This window comes from Thioalkalivibrio sp. ALE12 (assembly GCF_000381105.1).
In the GTDB taxonomy this organism is placed as follows: Bacteria; Pseudomonadota; Gammaproteobacteria; order Ectothiorhodospirales; family Ectothiorhodospiraceae; genus Thioalkalivibrio.
In genome coordinates this window covers 1-20802 of record NZ_KB905905.1, presented here as the reverse complement: position 1 = coordinate 20802, position 20802 = coordinate 1, and the positions used below count along the sequence as shown (strand labels likewise).

Annotated in this window: 21 protein-coding genes and 3 tRNA genes; 14 read left to right on the top strand and 10 right to left on the bottom strand. The window is 66.1% G+C overall.

Translation table 11 applies throughout. The features are described from left to right. Window positions 1-17: 17 nt before the first annotated feature. From secF to queA, 5 genes are all read right to left on the bottom strand, one after another. Entirely contained in the window at window positions 18-965 is a 948-nt protein-coding gene (secF, locus tag F614_RS0100120; RefSeq protein ID WP_018867387.1) for a protein translocase subunit SecF, read from the bottom strand. 16 nt (window positions 966-981) lie between these two features. Then, window positions 982-2850, bottom strand: a complete 1869-nt coding sequence (gene secD / locus F614_RS0100115) for a protein translocase subunit SecD (protein ID WP_018867386.1) — start codon at window positions 2848-2850, stop codon at window positions 982-984. 25 nt (window positions 2851-2875) lie between these two features. Continuing rightward, on the bottom strand, window positions 2876-3205 hold the full coding sequence (gene yajC, locus F614_RS0100110) for a preprotein translocase subunit YajC (protein WP_018867385.1): 330 nt from the start codon (window positions 3203-3205) through the stop codon (window positions 2876-2878). An 84-nt stretch (window positions 3206-3289) separates the two neighbouring features. Next, window positions 3290-4405: a tRNA guanosine(34) transglycosylase Tgt gene (tgt, locus tag F614_RS0100105; protein ID WP_019557978.1), complete on the bottom strand. Its 1116-nt coding sequence runs from the start codon at window positions 4403-4405 to the stop codon at window positions 3290-3292. After that, window positions 4395-5471 carry a tRNA preQ1(34) S-adenosylmethionine ribosyltransferase-isomerase QueA gene (queA, locus tag F614_RS0100100; protein WP_019557977.1) on the bottom strand — a complete coding sequence of 359 codons (1077 nt, stop codon included), beginning with the start codon at window positions 5469-5471 and terminating at the stop codon, window positions 4395-4397. Before queA ends, tgt begins: the two co-directional genes overlap by 11 nt. A gap of 258 nt (window positions 5472-5729) precedes the next feature. On the opposite strand from queA, the gene F614_RS0100095 reads away from it, so the two are divergent. The 6 genes from F614_RS0100095 (at window position 5730) to F614_RS0100070 (ending at window position 8098) form a co-directional block, all read left to right on the top strand. Continuing rightward, window positions 5730-5816, top strand: a tRNA-Leu gene (locus F614_RS0100095). Between the two features lie 58 nt (window positions 5817-5874). Next, window positions 5875-5950, top strand: a tRNA-Thr gene (locus F614_RS0100090). A gap of 199 nt (window positions 5951-6149) precedes the next feature. Continuing rightward, window positions 6150-6353, top strand: a complete 204-nt coding sequence (locus F614_RS0100085; RefSeq protein ID WP_018867382.1) for a DUF2892 domain-containing protein — start codon at window positions 6150-6152, stop codon at window positions 6351-6353. 123 nt (window positions 6354-6476) lie between these two features. After that, window positions 6477-6680 carry a DUF2892 domain-containing protein gene (locus F614_RS0100080; RefSeq protein ID WP_018867381.1) on the top strand — a complete coding sequence of 68 codons (204 nt, stop codon included), beginning with the start codon at window positions 6477-6479 and terminating at the stop codon, window positions 6678-6680. A gap of 130 nt (window positions 6681-6810) precedes the next feature. Next, entirely contained in the window at window positions 6811-7464 is a 654-nt protein-coding gene (locus F614_RS0100075) for a phosphoribosyltransferase (protein WP_026329766.1), read from the top strand. Continuing rightward, on the top strand, window positions 7451-8098 hold the full coding sequence (locus F614_RS0100070) for a dienelactone hydrolase family protein (protein WP_026279285.1): 648 nt from the start codon (window positions 7451-7453) through the stop codon (window positions 8096-8098). Before F614_RS0100075 ends, F614_RS0100070 begins: the two co-directional genes overlap by 14 nt. Here F614_RS0100070 and F614_RS0100065 read toward each other — a convergent pair. Further along, the gene (locus F614_RS0100065) at window positions 8088-9143 is read right to left on the bottom strand and encodes an NAD(P)-dependent alcohol dehydrogenase (RefSeq protein ID WP_026280537.1); all 1056 of its coding nucleotides are present in this window, start codon (window positions 9141-9143) and stop codon (window positions 8088-8090) included. The two genes, F614_RS0100070 and F614_RS0100065, sit on opposite strands and share 11 nt — an antisense overlap. 166 nt (window positions 9144-9309) lie before the next feature. Between F614_RS0100065 and F614_RS0100060 the strand changes: the two genes are divergently transcribed. Both F614_RS0100060 and F614_RS0100055 read left to right on the top strand, forming a co-directional pair. Further along, the gene (locus F614_RS0100060; protein ID WP_019557975.1) at window positions 9310-10080 is read left to right on the top strand and encodes a hypothetical protein; all 771 of its coding nucleotides are present in this window, start codon (window positions 9310-9312) and stop codon (window positions 10078-10080) included. A gap of 194 nt (window positions 10081-10274) precedes the next feature. Beyond that, window positions 10275-10775 carry a heme-binding protein gene (locus tag F614_RS0100055; protein ID WP_018867376.1) on the top strand — a complete coding sequence of 167 codons (501 nt, stop codon included), beginning with the start codon at window positions 10275-10277 and terminating at the stop codon, window positions 10773-10775. A gap of 66 nt (window positions 10776-10841) precedes the next feature. Here F614_RS0100055 and F614_RS0100050 read toward each other — a convergent pair whose 3' ends face one another. Beyond that, complete coding sequence (locus tag F614_RS0100050; protein ID WP_018867375.1) at window positions 10842-11474, bottom strand: MarC family protein; 633 nt, start codon at window positions 11472-11474, stop codon at window positions 10842-10844. 144 nt (window positions 11475-11618) lie between these two features. On the opposite strand from F614_RS0100050, the gene F614_RS0100045 reads away from it, so the two are divergent. Beyond that, window positions 11619-13748, top strand: coding sequence for a TonB-dependent siderophore receptor (locus tag F614_RS0100045; RefSeq protein WP_019557974.1), 2130 nt, complete (start codon window positions 11619-11621; stop codon window positions 13746-13748). A gap of 34 nt (window positions 13749-13782) precedes the next feature. Next, the gene (locus F614_RS0100040; RefSeq protein ID WP_019557973.1) at window positions 13783-14862 is read left to right on the top strand and encodes a lipoate--protein ligase; all 1080 of its coding nucleotides are present in this window, start codon (window positions 13783-13785) and stop codon (window positions 14860-14862) included. A gap of 99 nt (window positions 14863-14961) precedes the next feature. Here F614_RS0100040 and F614_RS0100035 read toward each other — a convergent pair whose 3' ends face one another. Next, on the bottom strand, window positions 14962-15315 hold the full coding sequence (locus F614_RS0100035) for a metalloregulator ArsR/SmtB family transcription factor (RefSeq protein WP_026329765.1): 354 nt from the start codon (window positions 15313-15315) through the stop codon (window positions 14962-14964). Window positions 15316-15666: 351 nt separating this feature from the next. Here F614_RS0100035 and F614_RS0100030 point away from each other — a divergent pair, with 351 nt between their 5' ends. Beyond that, entirely contained in the window at window positions 15667-17622 is a 1956-nt protein-coding gene (locus tag F614_RS0100030) for a DEAD/DEAH box helicase (protein ID WP_018880719.1), read from the top strand. A gap of 86 nt (window positions 17623-17708) precedes the next feature. On the opposite strand, the gene F614_RS0100025 is transcribed toward F614_RS0100030, so the two are convergent. After that, the gene (locus tag F614_RS0100025; RefSeq protein ID WP_019557971.1) at window positions 17709-18227 is read right to left on the bottom strand and encodes a DUF302 domain-containing protein; all 519 of its coding nucleotides are present in this window, start codon (window positions 18225-18227) and stop codon (window positions 17709-17711) included. 160 nt (window positions 18228-18387) lie between these two features. Next, window positions 18388-19008 carry a methyltransferase domain-containing protein gene (locus tag F614_RS0100020; protein ID WP_019557970.1) on the bottom strand — a complete coding sequence of 207 codons (621 nt, stop codon included), beginning with the start codon at window positions 19006-19008 and terminating at the stop codon, window positions 18388-18390. A 72-nt stretch (window positions 19009-19080) separates the two neighbouring features. Here F614_RS0100020 and F614_RS0100015 point away from each other — a divergent pair, with 72 nt between their 5' ends. The 3 genes from F614_RS0100015 to F614_RS14725 form a co-directional block, all read left to right on the top strand. Beyond that, complete coding sequence (locus F614_RS0100015) at window positions 19081-19788, top strand: MBL fold metallo-hydrolase (RefSeq protein WP_018875347.1); 708 nt, start codon at window positions 19081-19083, stop codon at window positions 19786-19788. Window positions 19789-19869: 81 nt separating this feature from the next. Beyond that, window positions 19870-19946 (top strand) — tRNA-Arg (locus F614_RS0100010). A gap of 674 nt (window positions 19947-20620) precedes the next feature. Then, the coding region (locus F614_RS14725) for a transposase (RefSeq protein ID WP_196800280.1) at window positions 20621-20802 on the top strand (182 nt) is incomplete at its 3' end.

Below are 20802 nucleotides of genomic sequence, written 5' to 3'. Positions count from 1 at the left end.
CCGGTGTGACGCCCCCCTCAGGGCGTCTGATCTTCCTCGGCCCCTTCCTTCTTCACCGGCAGCAGGACCTGACGGTCAACGCCCAGCATCAAGGCCGCCGTCGCCGCGATGAAGATGGACGAGTAGGTCCCCACAATCACCCCGATGATCAGGGCGATCGAGAAATTCTGCAGTGCCGCCCCGCCGAGGAACGCGAGCGAGAACAGCACCAGCAGGGTTGTCATACTGGTGACGATGGTACGCGCCAGGGTCTTGTTGACCGCGTTATTCATCACCTGCTCGGTACCCTGCTTGCGCAGCACCCGGAAGTTCTCGCGTATTCGGTCATACACGACGATGGTGTCATTCAGCGAGTAGCCAATCACCGCCAGTACCGCCGCCAGCACGCCCAGGTCGAACTCCAGCTGCAGCAACGAAAAGATCCCCAGAGTGATCAGGACATCGTGTACCAGGGCCAGAACCGAACCGATGGAAAACCGCCACTCGAAGCGAACCGCCACGTAGATCAGGATGCCCGCCAGGGCATAGATCATCGCCAGGCCGCCCTGCTCGCGCAGCTCCTCCCCGACCGCCGGGCCGACAAACTCCACCCGACGCAGGTCCGGGTCCTGCGGTCCACCATCCTGCAGCGTGTTCAGCACGCGGTTGGAGAGCATCGCCGGATCGTCGTCATCCTCGCTTGGCGGCAGACGGATCAGCACATCGCGCGAGGTCCCGAAGGTCTGCACCTGGGCCCCGGCAAAGCCCCCGGCCGCGAGGGTCTCACGGATCGGATCCAGCTCGACCGCCTCGGGATAGCCGACCTCCACCAGGGTACCCCCGGTAAAGTCGATCCCGAAGTTCAAGCCGCGGGTTGCGAGCATGGCGATGGAAGCCAGGATCAGGATCAGCGAGATGGCGATCGTGATCTTGCGCTTGCCCAGGAAATCGATATTCGATTCGGCGAAATTCAGATGCGGAAGCATGCGGGTCTCCCGGCGCTCAGATGGCCAGGCGCGTCAGCCGGCGCTGGCGCCCGTAGGTCAGATTGACGATGGCGCGGGTCACGATGATCGCGGTAAACATCGAAGCGATGATCCCGATCGACAGCGTGATCGCGAAGCCCTTGATCGGACCGGTACCGAACAGGAACAGCACCAGGGCCGCAATCAGCGTCGTCACGTTGGCGTCCGCGATAGTCGTGAAGGCCCGGTCATAGCCGGACGAGATCGCCGCCTGCGGTGACAACCCGTTGCGAATCTCCTCGCGTATGCGCTCGAAGATCAGCACGTTAGCGTCCACCGCCATACCGACCGTCAGCACGATCCCCGCGATCCCCGGCAGGGTCAGAGTCGCCTGCAGCATCGAGAGCACCGACACGATGAAGATCAGGTTAAGGGCCAGTGCCACGTTCGCGATCAGGCCGAACACGCGGTAGTAGAGGATCATGAAGATCATCACCGCGATAAAGCCGATCACCACCGACTGCATGCCGCGGTCGATGTTTTCCTGCCCCAGGCTTGGCCCGACCGTGCGTTCTTCCACGATGGACATCGGCGCGGCCAGCGCCCCGGCACGCAGCAGCAGCGCGAGGTTGCGTGCCTCGCGGGTGCTGTCCAGCCCCGATATCTGGAAGCGCCGACCCAGCGGTTCGTTGATGCGCGCAACGTTGATCACCTCTTCGCTGCGCGAGGTCCGCAGGACCTGCTCACCATTTTCCTCCACCGTCTCGGTCGTCGTCTCGATGAACACCGAGGCCATCAGGCGGCCCACGTTGTCCGAGGTCACCCGCGAGAAGATCCGCGCCCCCTGGCCATCCAGGTTGATGAAAACGGCCGGCCCACCGGTGTCCTGCGCAATGCCGGAAGAGGCGTCGGTGATGTAGTCACCGGTCAGCATGACCTGGCGCTGCAGCAGCACCGGCGTCCCGTCACGCTCGCGATACAGACGCGTGCCGGATGGCGCACGGCCGGATTCCGCCGCCTCCATCGGGTCCCCGGATTCCGAGACCAGACGGAACTCCAGCGTCGCCGTCGCACCCAGCACCTCCTTGGCCCGGGCGGTATCCTGCACGCCCGGAAGCTGCACGACGATGCGGTTCTCGCCCTGCTGGGCAATGATCGGCTCGGCCACGCCCAGTTCGTCCACGCGCGAACGCAGGGTCGAGATATTCTGCTGCAGGGCCTGCCGCCGCAGTTCGGTCAGATGGTCGTCGTCCAGAGTGGCCACCATGCGGATGGAGTCGCCGGAGCCGCGGACGTCCCACTCCAGTTCGCCGCGGTACTCGCGGGTCAGCCAGCTTTCGGCCGCTTCATAGTTCGCCTCGTTGCCGAACATCACGGTGAGGTCGCTGGAGCTGCGTTCGATCGTGTCAAAGGACAGACGCTCGTCGCGCATGCGCCCGCGCAACTCGTTCGCGTAGCGCTCCATCGCCGTGCCGATCACCGCCTCCAGATCCACCTCCATCAGGAAGTGCACCCCGCCGCGCAGGTCGAGGCCCAGAGCCATCGGCTGGCCATTGATCGCCCGCAGCCAGTTCGGCGTGGCCGGGGCCAGGTTCAGGGCCACCGTATGGTTGTCGTCCAGGGCGTTGCGCAGAATCTCGGCGGCGGCCGACTGCTCGTCGGTGGTCTCGAAGCGCAGCAATATCTGGCCGTCGTCCTGCTCCTCGACCTGCTTCGGCGTCACGCCCTGGGCACCCAGGATGGTGCCCATGAGGTCCCGGATGTTCTCGTCGATCTCGCCGGTCATCGGATTCCCGATCTGGACCGAGGGGTCCTCCGGAAACAGGTTGGGCGCGGCGTACAGCCCCGCACCCAGAACGACCACGACGATCAGGGCGTACAGCCACGCCGGATAGGAATTGCGCATATTCGGAGACCCTGAAGGGCGGGGTTTAAAGGTCTTTGAGCGTGCCCTTGGGCATCACGGAGGCGACCGACTGCTTCTGCACGGCCACGTTTACGCCATCGGCGATATCAACCTTGATGAAGTCGTCGCTGACCTCGGTGATCTTGCCGGCCACACCGCCGTTGGTGACGATCTCGTCGCCCTTGGAGAGCGCCTCGACCATGTTGCGATGTTCCTTGGCGCGCTTGCTCTGCGGGCGGATGATCAGGAAGTACATGATCGCGAAGAAAATGACGATCATGATCAGGAACTCGATCATGCCGCCGCCGGCGGCTCCGCCTTCCTGGGCATGCGCTGCAGAAATCAGAAAGTCCATCGAAACACTCCGTCTGTCGGTTCGGGTCGAGCCCCGCCCCGCCGCGAAAAGCGCAGCCGGACGGCGCAAAAAATAACGCGCGGATTATGGCACAGGCGGGACGTCCATGCCGCGCCGCGCATAGAAATCGCCGACGAACGCCTCGAGCGTCCCCGCCGCGATTGCCTCGCGCATTCCGCGCATCAGGTCCTGGTAGTAATGCAGATTGTGGGTGGTCGCCAGGCGCGAGCCGAGGATCTCGTTGCACTTGTCGAGGTGCTTGAGATAGGCACGCGAATAGTGACGACAGGTGTAGCACCCGCATTCCGGGTCGATCGGCCCGGTATCCTCGCGAAAACGGGCATTGCGTATGCGCAGCACGCCCTCGCGGGTGTACAGAAAACCGTTGCGCGCGTTGCGGGTGGGCATCACGCAGTCAAACATGTCCACGCCGCGACGCACTGCCTCGACGATATCCTCCGGGCGTCCCACGCCCATCAGGTAGCGTGGGCGATCCGGCGGCAACAGCGGCAGGGTCACGTCCAGGGTCTGCAGCCGCTCGTCCTCCGGCTCCCCCACCGACAATCCCCCGATCGCATAGCCGTCAAAGCCGATCGCCTGCAGGCCTTCCGCCGATTCCCGGCGCAGCTCCGGATACATCCCGCCCTGCACAATCCCGAACAGGGCCGCCGGGTTGTCGCCATGCGCCGCGCGCGAACGTGCCGCCCAGCGCAGGGACAATTCCATGGACTGGCGCGCCTCGTCCTCCGTGGCGGGGTACGGCGTGCACTCGTCGAAGATCATCACGATGTCCGAGCCCAGCTCGCGCTGCACCTGCATCGACGACTCCGGCGTCATCAGCACCTTCGAGCCATCCACCGGCGACTGGAAACGCACCCCCTCCTCCGAAATCTTGCGCATCTCGGCCAGCGAAAAGACCTGGAATCCCCCGGAATCGGTCAGGATCGGCCCCTCCCAGTGCATGAAGTCGTGCAGATCGCCATGCGCGCGGATGACCTCCGTGCCCGGGCGCAGCATCAGGTGGAAAGTATTGCCAAGGATGATCTCCGCCCCAAGCTCGCGCAGCTCTTCCGGAGTCATCGCCTTGACCGTGCCGTAGGTCCCTACCGGCATGAAGGCCGGCGTCTCGACCGTCCCGCGCGGAAAATGCAGGCGGCCGCGCCGCGCCGGGCCGTCGGCGGCCAGGTTTTCAAACTCCATCAGGGCCTCCGGTATCGGCGCTCAGGCTGGGCGGGAGGTCATCGGCCCGCCCCGGCGCCAGCCACATCGCATCGCCGTAACTGAAGAACCGGTACCGCTGCGCGACCGCATGGGCGTAAGCATCCAGGATACGGTGATAACCGGCGAACGCCGCCACCAGCATCAGCAGCGTGCTCTGTGGCAGATGAAAATTGGTCACCATCCGGTCCACCACGCGGAACGTGTAACCCGGCTGGATGAACAGCCGGGTCTCGCCCTCGAACGGCTCAAGCGCTCCCCCGGCAGCTGCGGTCTCCAGCGAGCGCACGCACGTCGTGCCCACTGCCACCACACGCCCGCCGCGGGCCTTGCACGCCGCCACGGCGGCGCAGGCCTCGGGCGAGACCTCCAGCCACTCCGCATGCATCTCGTGCGCGGCGGTGTCCTCCACCTTGACTGGCTGGAAGGTCCCGGCCCCCACATGCAGGGTCACCGTCGCCGTCTCCACCCCCGCCTCCCGCAGCCGCGCGAGCAGCGCGTCGTCAAAATGCAGCCCCGCGGTGGGGGCGGCGACCGCACCCTCGCGGCGGGCGAACACCGTCTGGTAGCGATCCGCGTCATGGGCCTCGTCAGCCCGCTCGATATACGGCGGCAGTGGCACATGGCCGTGCGTGCGCAACAGAGCCAGCACGTCCCCGGCCTCCACCAGAACCAGCCGGAAGAACGGCCCCTCGCGCCCGGTCACCTCGACCGTGAAAGCATCCGCGAGCCGCAGGCGGGTTCCCACCTTTGGCGCCCGGCTGGCCCGAACCATGGCCAGCACCTGCCCGGTCGATTCGATGCGTTCGACCAGCACCTCGACCTGGCCCCCGCTCTCCTTCTGCCCGAATACTCGCGCCGGTATCACTCGGGTGTCGTTCAGCACGAGCAGATCGCCCGGGCGCAGCAGGTTCTCGATCTCCGCAAACCCGGCATCCCGCGGGCGCTCGTCCTCCAGCACCAGCAGGCGCGACCCCACACGGTCCGGCAGCGGATACTGGGCAATCAGCTCCGGCGGGAGCTCGTAATCAAAGTCGGCAACACGCATGGCGCGCGATGCTACCACGCGCCACGCCAGCGCGGCGCGGCATGCCCCGGCCCGCGAAGCCCGTTTCTGCCGCGGGAAACCTGCGCTACACTACGGTCGCGCTGAACAAAGTCGACCTGGCTTTTTCAGCGCGCGCAGCGCTGCAAACGCGTTTTGCAGCCTGCTTTGGAATCCACCCCCGTTGAGGGCGATTCCGACGGCACATCCGTGTGCCACGGGGAGACGCCAACCCATCGGCATCTCTCCGGCACCCCACAAGCCGGGATGGCGGAACTGGTAGACGCGCCGGACTCAAAATCCGGTTCTGGCAACAGAGTGCGAGTTCGATTCTCGCTCCCGGCACCATCATTTTCTCGGGCCCTCCGCCAGGGCCCGCCCGGGGCGCACGACTCCCCGACACCAGGCCGGTGTAGCTCAGTTGGTAGAGCATCTGATTTGTAATCAGAGGGTCGCAGGTTCGACTCCTGTCGCCGGCTCCATTTTTCGGGCTCCCACAGCCAGTGGTGTTCTCTCCTGACGCACATCCCTACCTTGACGATCGCCCCGCGGGGTGTAATCTCGGAGATCCGAGGTTGTCCAGAGGCGCCCCACAGGGAAGCCGAGTCAGCAGGCCCGGCTTTCCCCCGGGCTACGCCCCGCAGACAACCCCCTCGGGCTCTGCCCCAAGGAGGCGTCATCATGTCCACAGACCGCTTTTTCATGTTGTTCGCAGGGATCGTCGTGCTGGTCAGTGCCCTGCTCGCCTGGCTGGTCAGCCCCTGGTGGCTGCTGCTCGCGGCCTTTATCGGCGTCCACCTCATTCAGGCCGCGTTTACCGGCTTCTGCCCCCTGATCATGATCCTGAAGTCGATGGGGCTGAAGCCTGGCGAGATCTTCCGCTGAGTCCCCACAGGCCACTTTGGGCTCAACGTTCCCCGTAGGGTGCGACCGCCCCGCACCCCTTGTAATCACGGGCGACAGACTACATATTAGCGATTACTAATACGAAACCCGGAGGCATCATCCATGAGCATTGACCGCATCGTCCTCGCCTTTGCCGGCACCGTCGTGATCATCAGCGCCATCCTCGCCTGGCTCTTCACCCCGATGTGGCTGATCCTGACCCTGTTCGTTGGCTTCAACCTGCTGCAGTCCGCCTTCACCGGCTTCTGCCCGCTGGCGATGATCCTGAAGGCCATGGGCGTGAAGCCCGGGGAAGCCTTCAACTAAGCCCCTCGACCAGACCATCTCCTCGCGAGGCCCGGGCGCCATTGGCCCCGGGCCTTTTCTTTTGGCGTTCCCCGGTGCGCGATACGGTGGCCTACACTCACGGGAATAACCCCCTGCGCGAGGTGCCCGCATGCGCTTCCGAGACCGCAATGAAGCCGGTGAGCGGCTCGCCCGCGCCCTGGACCGTTATCGAGGTCAGCCCGGGGTCGTCTATGCGTTGCCACGAGGCGGGGTGCCGCTGGGCGCTGTGGTCGCCCGGCACCTGGGCATGCCGCTGGACCTTTTGATCCCGCGCAAGATCGCTCACCCGTTCCACCCCGAGTACGCCATCTGTGCCGTACCGGAACACGGCGAACGGGTCTGCAATCCGCGCGAGGCGGAGCGCGTGGATCCCGACTGGCTGGAGCAGGCCGAGGCGCGCGAGCGCTCGGAGGCCCGGCGCCGGCGCGAGTTGTACTGCACCGCACCCGTGCCGGAGGTGACCGGCAAACTGGCCATCATCGTCGATGACGGGATCGCGACTGGCCTGACCATGCGGGCCGCGATCCGCGACGCCCGCCAGCGCCGGCCCCGCCACCTCGTCGTGGCCATCCCCGTCGCGCCGGCGGAGACCGCCGCGATGCTGGAAACCGAGGCAGACGAACTGGTCACCCTGGATATCCCGGAATATTTTCGCGGGTCCGTCGGGGCTTATTACGAAGATTTCGAGCAGACCTCGGATGACGAAGTCATCGCCTTGCTCGCCTCGGTCCACCAGTCGCAACGACCCGATGTCTCCCGCTGAGGACCGTAACGTAAGCCTCGTCTTGGATGGCGATCCCCACCAGGGCATCCTCGACCTGCCCGGGTCGCCCCTCGGACTGGTCATCTTCGCGCATGGCAGCGGCAGCAGCCGCCTGAGCCCCCGCAATCATCAGGTCGCCAACACCCTGCAGGACAGCGGCCTGGCCACCCTGATGTTCGACCTCCTGACCGAGGAGGAGGAGCGGACCTACGCCAACCGCTTCGACATCGAGCTGCTCGGCCGGCGGCTGGTGCAGGCCTGCCAATGGGCGACGGCACAGCCCACCCTAGCGGCCCTGCCGCTGGGACTGTTCGGCGCGAGCACCGGCGCGGCCGCTGCCTTGCGGGCCGCCGCGGCCGCGCCACAAGCGATCCGGGCGGTCGTCTCGCGCGGCGGCCGTCCGGACCTGGCGGGTAACGCCCTGCAACGGGTGGAAAGCCCCACGCTGCTGATCGTGGGCGGCCTCGACACCACCGTCATCCAGCTCAATCGCCAGGCGCAGGCGCTGATGCACGCCCGTTGCGATCTGGAGATCATCCCCGGTGCCACCCATCTGTTCGAGGAACCCGGCACGCTGGAGCAGGCGGCGGACCTCGCGGCGGCCTGGTTCCGTCAGTGGCTCCCTACGGCGTGATCGCCACTTTCAGCACGCCGTCTCGCTGATGCGAGAACAGGTCATAGGCGGCCTCGATATCGGCCAGCTTGTAGCGGTGCGTCACCATCGGCGTCAGGTCCACGCGCCCCGAAGCGACCACCTCCATCAGCCGCCGCATGCGCTCCTTCCCGCCGGGGCACAGCGTCGTCACGATGGTGTGGTCCCCCAGTCCGGCCGCGATTGCATCCAGCGGCATCGAGAGCTTGCCCGAGTAAACCCCGAGACTGGATAGCGTCCCGCCCGGTTTCAGGATGCGCAGGCTGGCCTCGAAGGTTTCCTGCTGCCCCAGGGCCTCGATGGATACATCCACCCCGCGGCCCCCGGTCAGGTCCATAATCGCTTCGACCGGGTCCTGTTCGTGGAAGTTGATCGCCACATCCGCGCCCAGCTTGCGGGCGGTCTCCAGGCGTTCCGGCACGCCATCGACCACGATGATCCGGGTCGCGCCCATCAGCTTGGCGCCCGCCGTGGCACACAGGCCGATCGGGCCCTGCGCGAACACCGCCACCGTGTCGCCGATATGGATGTGCCCGCTCTCCGCACCGCCGAAACCCGTGCTCATGATGTCGGGGCACATCAGGACCTGCTCGTCACTGAGCCCGTCCGGCACCGGGGTCAGGTTGGCCTGGGCGTTGGGAATACGCACGTACTCCGCCTGGCAGCCATCGATCGTGTTCCCAAGCTGCCAGCCCCCCATGGCCTTGCCACCGCACTGACTGGAGATGCCTTCCTGACAGGAATGGCACTGCCCGCAGGGCGTAATGGCCCCCGCGATCACACGCTGGCCCACCTCGTAGCCGGTCACCGCGCTGCCCAGCTGTTCGATCACCCCGACGGGTTCGTGCCCGACGATGCGCCCGGCCTCCACGGGATACTCGCCCTTGAGGATATGGATATCGGTCCCGCAGATCGTGGTGGTCGTCACCCGCAGCAGGGCATCCGTCGGCCCGATCTCCGGGATGGGCCGATCCTGAATCTCGATCCGACCCGGCTCGACGAAAACCGCCGCCTTCATCGTACTCATGCTCGCCTCCACGGGTTGTGGCCGGTTGCTGCATCCGGTTTCATGCGCAACCTGTTTATCGAACATAGCAAGGCCGTCCGCCTGGTCACTTGGGCCACGCCTTGCGATCGCGACCCGACGATCGCCTGCCGTACAATAAGGCTACATCCGCCGTTCAGGATCTCATGTGATCTCGCTCATCCCCCGCCTGTTTCAACGCGCGCCGGCCCTCGACCCGGAAAGCCGTGCCTGGATCCACGCGATCTCCGACTGGGCCGGGAACGAACCCCACCTGGGCCCGCTTCTGCGCAAAGCGCATCTGGTATTGCCCACGGCCGAGCACTTCCCCGGCCAGGCGGACAACCGGCAGGCGATGGCACAGCTGGTATTTGATCGCGTTCTGGAGCATGCCGGGCTCGCCGACGGCCCGTTTCGGCTCTCGCATCCCGGCAACCTGATGGACGCCCCGGTCCCGTGGGACGCCATGGGCACAGCCCGCGCCGCCCCGAACGGAACGACAGCCCAGAGCGCGGGAGTGGGTATCCCCTACGATCCGGAACTGGTCCCCCATTCCCAGGCCCTGATCGCCCACTTCGCACGCGAGATCGCCCTGCGTCTGCTCGCCACGGCGCGCCAGACCCCACCGGCCCTGGAAGGCAACGAGGCGCACATCGCGGAGCTTCTGGCCACCCGCATGGGCTTCGGCGTAATGCTGGCCAATACCGCCTTTCAGGTCCGCGTGAATCAGTGCGGTGCCTGCAAGGGCCCGTCTGCCGAACGTGAAGCCGCGCTGTCCCGCGATGATCTTGCCTATGCCCTGGGTCTGTTCTGCCGCGCTCAGGGGATACCGCCGGGACGCGCCCGCGCCCATCTGAATACCCCGCTTCGGCCCGCCCTGCGCCATGCCCTGCGCGACCTCGCCCGCCGTGATCGCGAAGTCGCCAGCGGCGCGGCCTGAGCCAGCTCGACGACCACTCGCGCCAGCGTTATTTGATGCGTTTTATAAAGAAAACACAGTAACTTACCGGCGAAACGGATCGTTTCTTCAAGCAGGCTGAGCAGCCGGTCCGCGCGCATCGTGGACCGCTTGAAGGGCACGACCGGGCGATCTAGTGATCAGGGTGCGAAACCCCGGCTCCCTGGAGGCCCGTAATGAAGACTCTGCGCTACGCTCTTGCCGCCCCCATCGCCCTCGTACTGGCTGCCGCGCCACTGCATGCCAGCGAGGGGACGTTCGATACCCCCACCCTGATCCCCGAACTCGCGGTCAAGGCCGCCGAGGCGGCGGTACAGGCCTGCCGTGATCGCGACACCCAGGTGACCGCGGCGGTGGTCGACCGCCACGGGACGCCCCAGGCGCTCAAGCGTGATCGCTTCGCCGGGCCACATACCGTGGACACCGCTATCAGCAAGGCCTGGACGGCCGTCAGCTTCCGCACCGACACCCTGGAACTGCGCGAAATGACCGATCCCGGCGCGGCCGGTTACGGGATCCAGCATCTGCCCCGGGTCAGCATCCTGGGCGGGGGCAAGCAGATCATGGCCGGGGGCCGCATTATCGGCGGCATCGGCATCTCCGGCGCGCCCAGCGGTCAGATCGACGATGAATGCGCGGCCGCCGGCATGGACGCGATCGCCGACGACCTGCTCTGATCTACGCGACGCGGGGGCCTTGCCGCCACAGGCGACAGGCCCCCGCTCGGGATCCCCTCGGTCCCTTCATGCCCCCAGCAAACCGCTGCGCTGCAGCCCGTCAAAGATAAACTGCATGGCCAGCGCGCTCAGCAGGACCCCCAGGATGCGCGTCAGCACATGCGCCCCGGTCACGCCCAGCCAGTGCTGCAGCCGCGAGGCCACCAGAAGGCACACCAACGCGAGGACCATCACGGCGACCAGCGCGCCCAGCACCACCGCCTGAGCGGCGGGATCGCCCTCGGCCCGGCTCATCATCAGAATGGCGGCTCCCATCGCGCCGGGGCCGGCCAGCAACGGCGTCGCCAGCGGGAAGATCGACAGGTCCTTGCGCGTCCGGGCCTCCTGCGTCTCCGCCGCCGTCGCCGATACGCCGCCGGAACTGCGGGCGAACACCATATCGATCCCGATCAGCAGCAGCAGGATGCCGCCTGCGGTATACAGCGCCGCCAGCGAAATGCCCAGAATCGAAAGCAGCGCCTCTCCGACCAGCGCGAACAGCAGGAGAATACCGCCGGCCACCAGCGCCCCGCGAATCGCCATAGCTCGCCGCTGGGCCGGGCTCATGCCCTGACTGAGCACGGCGAACACCACCGCCACATCCACCGGCCCGATGGTCACGAAGAACGTGGTCAGTGCGACGATTCCCAGTTCCAGCATGGCGGATCCCTCCTCTCGCGGCCCCTTCCGGGGGGCATGGCACAAACCTGAATGAGCCCGACACTTCGAGGTGTAAGTTGCCCTTCGTGTTTCACGAACCTACTTTAGCGCGCTCTGAAATACCGATTGGGGAGCCATCCAGCCATGAAACGTCGTGTTGTCGGTCAGCTGACGCTGGCCAGTCTGCTTGCGTCACCCGCCCTTGCCCACGCCCAGGACGCCGCGCACACTCTGGGCACCGTGTCGGTCACGGCGACGGGCTACGAGACGCTGATCGACGAGACCCCCGCCTCGGTCACCGTGATCGAGTCCAGCGAGATCCGCAACCGCGAGGCGCGCACCCTGGGCGATCTGCTGCGGGGCCAGCCGGGCATCGCCACCGCGGTGGACGGATCGGTGGGCTCCGATCCGATCATCCGCGGCCTCAAGCGCGACCAGGTCCTGGTGCTGGTGGACGGCGTACGCATCAACGCCATGCAGCCGCCGGCGCGTGGCTCACTGGCGTCCTACGTGAACGTGGACCTGATCGAACGCATCGAGATCGTGCGCGGTCCGGGCTCCGTACTCTATGGCGCCGGCGCCATGGGCGGCGTGATCAACATCATCACCCGCGGCGGCGACTTCACCGAGGAGCCCGAGACCCGTGGTTTCTCGCGCCTGGGTGTCACCTCGGTGGATGACGGCATCCGCGGCGCGGTCGGCGTAACCGTCTCCAACGACCGCAACGTGCTGGACCTGTCCACCGCGTATCTGAACACCGACGACTACAAGAACGGCGACGGCGACCGCCTGCGCGATTCCGGCACCGAACAGAACGCCTACCACCTGCGCTATCGCGGCAAGCTGGCGCCGGGCCACGAGGTCCAGTTCCGCGCCCAGCGCGACGAACGCAAGGACGTCTGGTACCTCGCCTCGCGCAACTTCAACGAGACCCCGCCCAGCGCCTCGCCCAGCCCTATTGCTCCACCCCTGGGCCTCAACACCCACTACACCCCGCGCCAGACACGCGACCTCTTCGAACTCCGCTACGAGGGCGAACTGTCCGGCGCCTGGGCCCCGCGCGTCGAGGCCTCTGTCTATCGACACGAACTCACGCGGGGCAACTACGACTGGAACGCGCAACTGGGCCGCGACTACCGAACCTCGGATACCGACTTCACCACCGATGGCCTGCGCGTCCAGACCGAACTCGTCCCCACCGACGACCAGATCCTCCTGGTCGGTGCCGAGGCCTGGCGCCTTCGTGCAAGCCCCGTTTCGTTCATCGGCACCGAGGCCAACGGGTTCCGACCGGAAAATGCCGCGCCCACCCCGTTGGTCGAGAATGGAAGAATTGAATCCGCAGGGGTCTTCGTCCAGCACGAGACCTACCTTGACTGGGCGACCGTCAACCTTGGCGCCCGCTATGACGAGGTACGCGGCAGTGCCGACGCCGCAGCGAACGTGCCTGGGCCTCTGGACAAGACCGATCGCAACTTCAGCTGGTCGGCCGGGCTCACCTGGCACCTGGACGAGGCCTTCAACCCCTACTTCAGCCTATCCGAGGGCTACCGCTCCGCCAGCCTGCTCGAGCGCTACCTGACCTACCCCTACAGCGACGGCTTTACCTGGCAGAGCGACCCGCAACTGGACCCAGAACGCAACCGCACCTTCGAGGTGGGCGCCCGCGGCCACATTGGCGCGACCTCGTACACTGTCGCGGCCTACGAGAGCCGGATCCGCGACTACATTGGTGGAAGCGTGGTTGCTCTTGATCCATTTCCGATCAAGCAAACCATCAACCTCGACGAGGCCCGCATCCATGGCGTCGAGGCGCTGGTGGAGCATGCCTTCAGCGACGCGATCACCGGCTACGCAAGCGGCACCTGGATCCGCGGCGAGAACCGCGACAGCCGCTTCGACGAACCGCTGACCCAGATGCCGCCGCCGGAGGCCAGCATCGGCCTGAGCCACACCGTGGCCCAGGGCTGGCAGTGGGATGCGCGTGTGCGCGCCGTAGCGCCTCAGAGCCGCACGGCGGACACGTTCACCGACGGAACCGAGCGCAGCACCTCCGGGTTCGCCACCGCCGACCTCGCCGTAGGCTACCGCTTCGGGCCGAGCGCGGGCTTTCGTTCCAACGAGATCACTTTCAGCGTGACCAACATCGCGAACAAGACCTACCGCGAGCATGTCAACGAAATGACCGAAGCCCGCCTGGACCCGGCCAACGGTGTCCAGGACATCTGGGCCCCGGGCCGCAGCTTCGGCCTCACCTGGAATGCAGAATTCTGAGCGACTGCCTCACGAACAAGACAAGGAAACCGCTATGCGTTTACGCGTAATCGACTTCGGCCAGCAGCCGGCCGTGCGCTCCCAGGCCGTCTACCACGGCATCGCCGAGGCCATGGCCAAGGACGACGACCCAGTGCTCACCCTGGTCAACCCGGACGACCCCTACGTCTGCGTGGGCCTGCACCAGGAAATCGCCCTGGAGGCGGACGAGGACTTCTGCAAGGAACAGAACCTGCCCATCATCCGCCGTCACGTCGGCGGCGGTGCGGTCTATCTGGACCACAACCAGATGTTCTTTCACTTCATCTATCCGTCGGCAAAGGCACCGCGGATCGTCTCGGACATCTACAAGAAGTTCATTGACCCGGTGATCAACACCTATCAGGACCTGGGCGTGAACGCGACCTTCCGTCCGGTCAACGACATCCACGTGGACGGCCGCAAGATCGGTGGCACGGGTGCGGCGAGTATCGGCAACGCAACGGTGATGGTCGGCAGCTTCATGTTCGACTTCGACACCGCCACTATGGCGCGCTGCCTCAAGGTGCCGTCGGAGAAATTCCGCGACAAGCTGCGCGCCGGCATGGAGGACTACATCACCACGCTGTCCCGCGAACTCGGCCAGATGCCGGCCCGCGAGACCGTGCGCGAGGCCTTCCTGAAGCGGGTGGCCAGCGATCTCGACGTCGAGGTCGAGATGAGCGAGCCCACCGCCGAGGAGACCGCCGCCATCGAGGAACAGATGGCCGAGCTCACGGACCCTGAATGGACCTACCGCAAGGGCCGCAAATTCGTGGAGATGGGCGTCAAGATCGCCGCGGGCACTCACCTGACCGAGGGGGCCCACAAGGCCGCCGGCGGCCTGATCCGGGCCCAGCTCATGGAGAAGGACGATCACATCGCGGATCTCCTGCTGTCCGGCGATTTCACGGTCTTCCCGGAAGACGGCATGGACCGCATCGCCGACGCCCTGCACGGCCAGCCGCTGGATCAGGAGGCCCTGCAAACCGCCGCGACCGCCTGCATGCAGGAGATCGGCCTGGATGCCCCGGGTATCGAGGCCGCCGACATCGCCACCGCGATCCTTGCCTGCGTCCACCGCGAACCGCACTGATCACCCCTGCACCGCCGCTGGTGCAAACGAAAACGGCCGGCGCCTTGTACGTGGCGCCGGCCGTTTTGCGTTATGCCGCTTGTTCGGGTGCTGTGCCGATCAAGCCGAGTTGAGGAACTCGGCACGGCTGGGCGCGGTAGACAACCGCGCACGGTCACCCGCATAGGGCTCCGCGCCCGCCGCCGCGCGTTCGGCGGCCTGCAGGGTCGCGCCCGCCCATTCCGGCAAATCGGAAGCAATCCGGTAATAGATCCAGTTGCTCTCCCGCCGCGTCCGCACCACCTTGTGCTGACGCAAGGCCGCCAGGTGACGCGACACCTTCGGCTGGGACATCTCCAGGGCATGCGTCAGCTCGCACACACAAAGCTCCCCTTCCGCCTGCATCAGCAACAGCGACCGCAGCCGTGTCTCGTCCGCCAGCAGGTTGAACAAATCCGTTGGTTTAAGCGACATATTGCATCCAGCAAAGTAGCGTTCGCGAACTATATCCCGACACCGCAGGTCGGGCAATTCAACCGAGCCAGGCATACGCGGCTCTGCCGATAAGACGCAGCGAGCCCATTGGATATTTCGGCGGCGCCCCAGAAACGACAGGATCCGCCCGCGTGCATGGCCGCCAACGAGGGATGATCCGCAACACGTTCGATCTCGTCCCGGGCTGGAACTCTATCCAGGCAGGGGCGAACCCAAGAAAATCCCGAAGTTTTCGCTTGTTAGGGCTTCGATTCGTGTATGATGCCGGGTTGGCAGTTGCCATCCGATTTTCGCCGGGCCTTTGTTTCCGGCCTGTGTGAGTACCCCCCAATGTCCGATTCCCCCTCCTTCTCCCAGCTCGGGCTTTCCGAGTCGCTGGTTCGTGCCCTGTCGAATATGGGCTTCACCACCCCGACCCCGGTTCAGGCCGCCTGTATCCCTGCATTGCTGGAAGGCCGCGACGTCCTGGGCGAGGCCCAGACCGGCACTGGCAAGACCGGCGCCTTCGGCCTGCCGCTGATCGACCTGATTGACGCCGGCGAGCGCGTGCCCCAGGCACTGGTGCTGGCCCCGACCCGCGAACTGGCCAATCAGGTCGCGGGCGCGCTGACCGAATTCGCCTCCGGGTTCGACGGCATCGACGTGCTGCCCGTCTACGGCGGTCAGCCGATGGGCGAGCAGCTGCGCGCCCTGCGCAAGGGCCCGCAAATCGTGGTCGGCACCCCTGGCCGCGTGGTGGACCACATCAAGCGGGGCACGCTGAGCCTGGAGGCCCTGCGGGTCGTGGTGCTGGACGAGGCCGACGAGATGCTGCGCATGGGCTTTGTCGAAGAGATCGAGTGGATCCTGGAGCAGACCCCGGAAGCGCGTCAGACGACCCTGTTCTCGGCCACCATGCCGGGTCCGATTCGTCGTATCGCGCATCGCCATATGCGCGAGCCGGAAGAGATCAAGATTGGTGCCGGCAACGAGGCCGGCACCGATATCGACCAGAGCTACTGCCTGGTCGACGCCCGCCACAAGCTGGAGGCCCTGACCCGGCTGATGGAAACCGAAGAAGACCTGGATGGCGCGGTGGTCTTCGCCCGCACCAAGGCCTCCACGGTGGAGATCGCCGACGCCCTCGGCCTCGCCGGCATCAAGGCCTCGGCCCTGAATGGCGACATGGAACAGGGCGAACGGGAGCGCGTCGTCAGCGACCTGCGCGACGGCCGCCTGGACGTGATCGTTGCGACCGATGTCGCCGCCCGCGGCATCGATGTGCCGCGCATCAGCCACGTCTTCAACTTCGATGCCCCCGGCGATGCCGAGGTCTATGTGCACCGCATTGGCCGTACCGGCCGTGCCGGGCGCAAGGGCCGCGCGATCCTGTTCCTGGAGCCGCGCAAGCGCCGCATGCTCAAGGACATCGAACGCCTGACCGGCAAGCCGGTCCGCGAGCAGGCGCTTCCCGATCGCCAGGCCGTGCAGGCCCGTCGCGAGGCGCGTTTCGCGGAACAAGTCCAGGCCCTGCTGGGCAGTGAACAGGCCAGCGCGCACGACGCCCTGGTCGAGCGCCTGCTGGCCGACGGCACGGTATCCGAACGCGACCTGGCCCTGGCCCTGGTCGCCCTCGCCACCGCCGACAGCCCGCTGGATGCCAACGCCCGTCAGGGTACGGACCCGCTGCTGGCCGCCGCCCGCGCGCCCCATACCGACCGCGGCAACAGTCGTCGCGACGCGAAGCCCCGAGGCGAGCGCCCCTCACGCGGCAAGGATCGCGAGCCGGAAGCGGATATGGTGCGCTACTACATGCCCGTGGGCCGCAACAACGGTGTGGCACCGGGCGCCATCGTGGGCGCACTCGCCAATGAGGGCGGGCTGAACGGCCGCGACATCGGCCGCATCGGGCTGCGCGACGACCACAGCCATGTCGATCTGCCGGCCTCGCTGGACGAGGCTGCCATTCGCCGCCTGGGCAACATCCACGTCGCGAATCGCAAGCTGGAGCTGACCCGCCAGGCGCCCCGCCCCGGCCAGTCGGCCCACCAGGACGACGCACGGCCCGCCCCCGCGCGCAAGCCCGGCAAATCCCGCGATGAGCGGTCCGAGCCGGCGGCCCGGAAGTCGCGGCCCATGGGCAAGCCGGCACCCGCCAAGCGCGGCCCGGCCCCGGCCAACCGCAAGCGCCCGGCCTATGCGGCGCCGGGCAAACGCCCCGCCGGCAAGGGCACGGGGTCCCCGAAGGCCTCCGGTCCGCGCGCGGACGGCACGCTGATGATCAAGCGCAAGGTCGCGAACGGCTAACCCGCCCCAACCCGCGAAGACGACGGCTGGCTCAGGCCAGAAGCCCGCGACACCTCTGGATGCCGCGGGCTTTCTCGTTCAGGGCTTCAGAAATCGCCGGTACGGCCCGCCTCGACGATGCTGTAGATCGTGTCGCGGACCTCGCGCGCGGTCGCCTCGAGGTCCTCGGGCAGGTCCGTCGCGTGCAGCATCATGTCCATGTTGGTGGTCACGATCCAGCCCCGCCCCTCGTCGTCCTCCACCACGGCGATCCGGCAGGGCAGGAAGCTGGCGAAGATGATGTCGTGCTGCACCATCTGATTGGCAATCAGCGCATCACAGAAGGCCAGGATGCGCATGTAGTTGCCCTCGCCCCCCATCGCCCGCACCTGCTCGGACAGCGGCAGATCCGCGACCTCCTGGAAATTGCGCAGGTTGGCGCGCAGCTTCATCGACTCGATAGCCTCATCAATGCTTACGCCATCCTCGATGCGCACCAGCTCCACGCTGTGTCGAACCATCTGCTGCAGGGTCTCGCGATCCAGCTCCTCCACATCGGTGGAATCCGACGCAGCCAGAGGCAACGGCAGCAGCATCAACAGCAACACCAGCATCCAGACTTTCATCGCGCTCTCCTGATTCGGGTGGACGGAAGGGTTCGCCGGCCGGGGCGGCATGTGAATCCTTCCTTACCGAAATCTAGATCATGCTGGCGCGCTTCACCCGCTCTCCCGCACTGGACGACGGGAGATACCCCGCGATCAAAGCAATCTGCCCCCCCCTGCACTAACGCCGGATCAGGCGGTGCAGAAGCTCGTACTTGCCGTTGGTGTGATCGGTGCGACCCGCCTCGTCACGCCAGTCCCAGCGATCCGCCGGAAACAGTTCCCGCATGGCCGGCAGCGCGCAATGGAAGGGCGGCCCACCCTCCCGGCCGGTCTGCATGAAACACGCAAACAGCTCACCGCCCGGGCGCAACCAGGCGTGCAGCTGGCGTTCATAGGCCGGCCACTGAGCGGGCGGCAGGGCACACAGGGAGGTTTGCTCGTAAACCCCGTCTACCGGTGCCTCCGGCCGCCAGGACAGCATATCGGCCTGAACCACATCGGCTTCCAGGCCGGCATGGTCCAGATCGCTCCGCAGCTGTTCGACGGGCGTTGGCGCCACGTCCAGTCCAATCACGTGAAAGCCCCGTGCCGCCAGGGTCGGGACTTCGTGGCCAAACCCGCAGCCGGGCACCACGATACGGGCCCCCGGCTTCAGGGCGGTGCGTTGCAACCATTGCTCCAGCGAGGGGCTGGGCCCACCGCGATCCCAGCGGGTCGAGCCCGCCTGATAGCGGGCCTCCCAGTCCGCCTCCGCATCGACGGAAGCGGAATCGGCAGGGGAACTTTCGGAATTTGGCATCGGACTCCTTCTCGGCACAGGATAGGAACCCGATAGACCATACCAAAGCGCCAACGACTCACGGAGATCCCGATGGACCGGAACCAACTGCCCTACCGCATCCACCGCCAGGAACTCGGCCCCATGGAGAACTTCGTCTACCTGATCGAGGATCGCGCCAGTCACCGCGGCGCCGTGGTCGACCCCGCCTGGGAGCCCGAGGCGATCATCCGTCAGGCACGGGAGAACGACGTCGAGATCTCCGACATCCTGCTGACTCACAGCCATCACGATCACATCAACGGCGTCGAGGCCATCCTGGAGCAATACCCGAATGCCCGGCTGCACCTGCTCAAGCCGGAGGCCGAATTTTGGGGCAAGCAACTGGAACGCCCGGAGCTGCACCACGGCGGCGATGCGATGCGCCTGGGCGATACCGAGATCCGCTTCCTGCATACGCCCGGCCACACGCCCGGCTCTGCCTGCTTTCACATGCCCGCGGGCGACGACCTCATCACCGGGGACACCCTGTTCGTCTTCGGCTGCGGTCGCTGCGACCTGGCCGGCGGCGACCCGGAACAGATGTTCCATACCCTGAACGGTCTGCGTGAAGGCCTGCCGGCGCATACCTGCATCCACCCGGGCCACAACTACGCCGACAAAGCCGAATCCACACTGGAAGAACAGGACGCCGGCAACCCCTTCCTGCACTTCCACGACAAGGACGACTTCGTCCACTACCGCATGGTCGAGCACGACCGCGTGCGCAGCACGCCCTACCACCCCATCCCCCGGAGCTGAGACGGGCCGAAAAACAAAGAATCCGTCCCGATGGCTTGCATCCCCCGGGACCAATCGCGATAATGCGCGCCTTCAGACGATGCGCCCGTAGCTCAGCTGGATAGAGTACCTGGCTACGAACCAGGTGGTCGGAGGTTCGAATCCTTCCGGGCGCGCCATATTCCAGAGAGAAGGCACCCACGTTCGGGTGCCTTTTTTCGTTTGGGCCAGCACAAAGGATTCGAACCTCCGTTCAACAATACGGTTCGATCCCGAGCGCAGCGAGGAACGTGTCGGCCCACGGCCGACACCCGGAAGGGCAAGACGCCCCGCGTCGCCGCTATCCTTCCGGGCGCGCCATATTCCAGAGAAAAGGCACCCACAGCCGGGTGCCTTTTTTCGTTTGGGCCAGCACAAAGGATTCGAACTTCCGTTCAACAATACGGTTCGATCCCTCGCGCAGCGAGGAACGTGTCAGCCCACAGCCGGCAGCCGGGAGGTCAACACGTACCGCGTCGCCGCCATCCTTTCGGGCGCGCCACATTTCGGAGAAAGGGATCCCTGACTTACAGTCGCTGGTCCCTTTTTCGTTCTGGCTCAGGGCTCGTGCCACTCCTGTGACAAACCCGAATTACGCCAATTGGGCTCCTCGTGCCCGATTAGTACCTGGCTTCGCGAGTCATTCCGTTCCTTGTGTTCGTAGGAACGCCTTCGATCGTGCCCCTACAGCCAGCCCTCAGGTGCGGCGCAACGAGTAGTGTGCTGAGTTATGTGCAGAAGCTGGCAGGAGGTGAGCGGCCATGGTATTCGGGTTGGTTAGCGACCACCGGAACCCCTCAAGGAGGGCGAGACCATGACCACTCACAAGAGCCAGGCTACTGCGGATCGCACGTCACTGCGAGCGTTTTTGGGGACAGACGAGGAACTGATGCGCACGCTGGTGCGCGAGGCGGTCCAGCAGGTTCTGGAAGCCGAGATGAGCGACCAGCTCCAGGCGGCACCGGGCGAGCGCACCGAGGGCCGCCTGGGCTACCG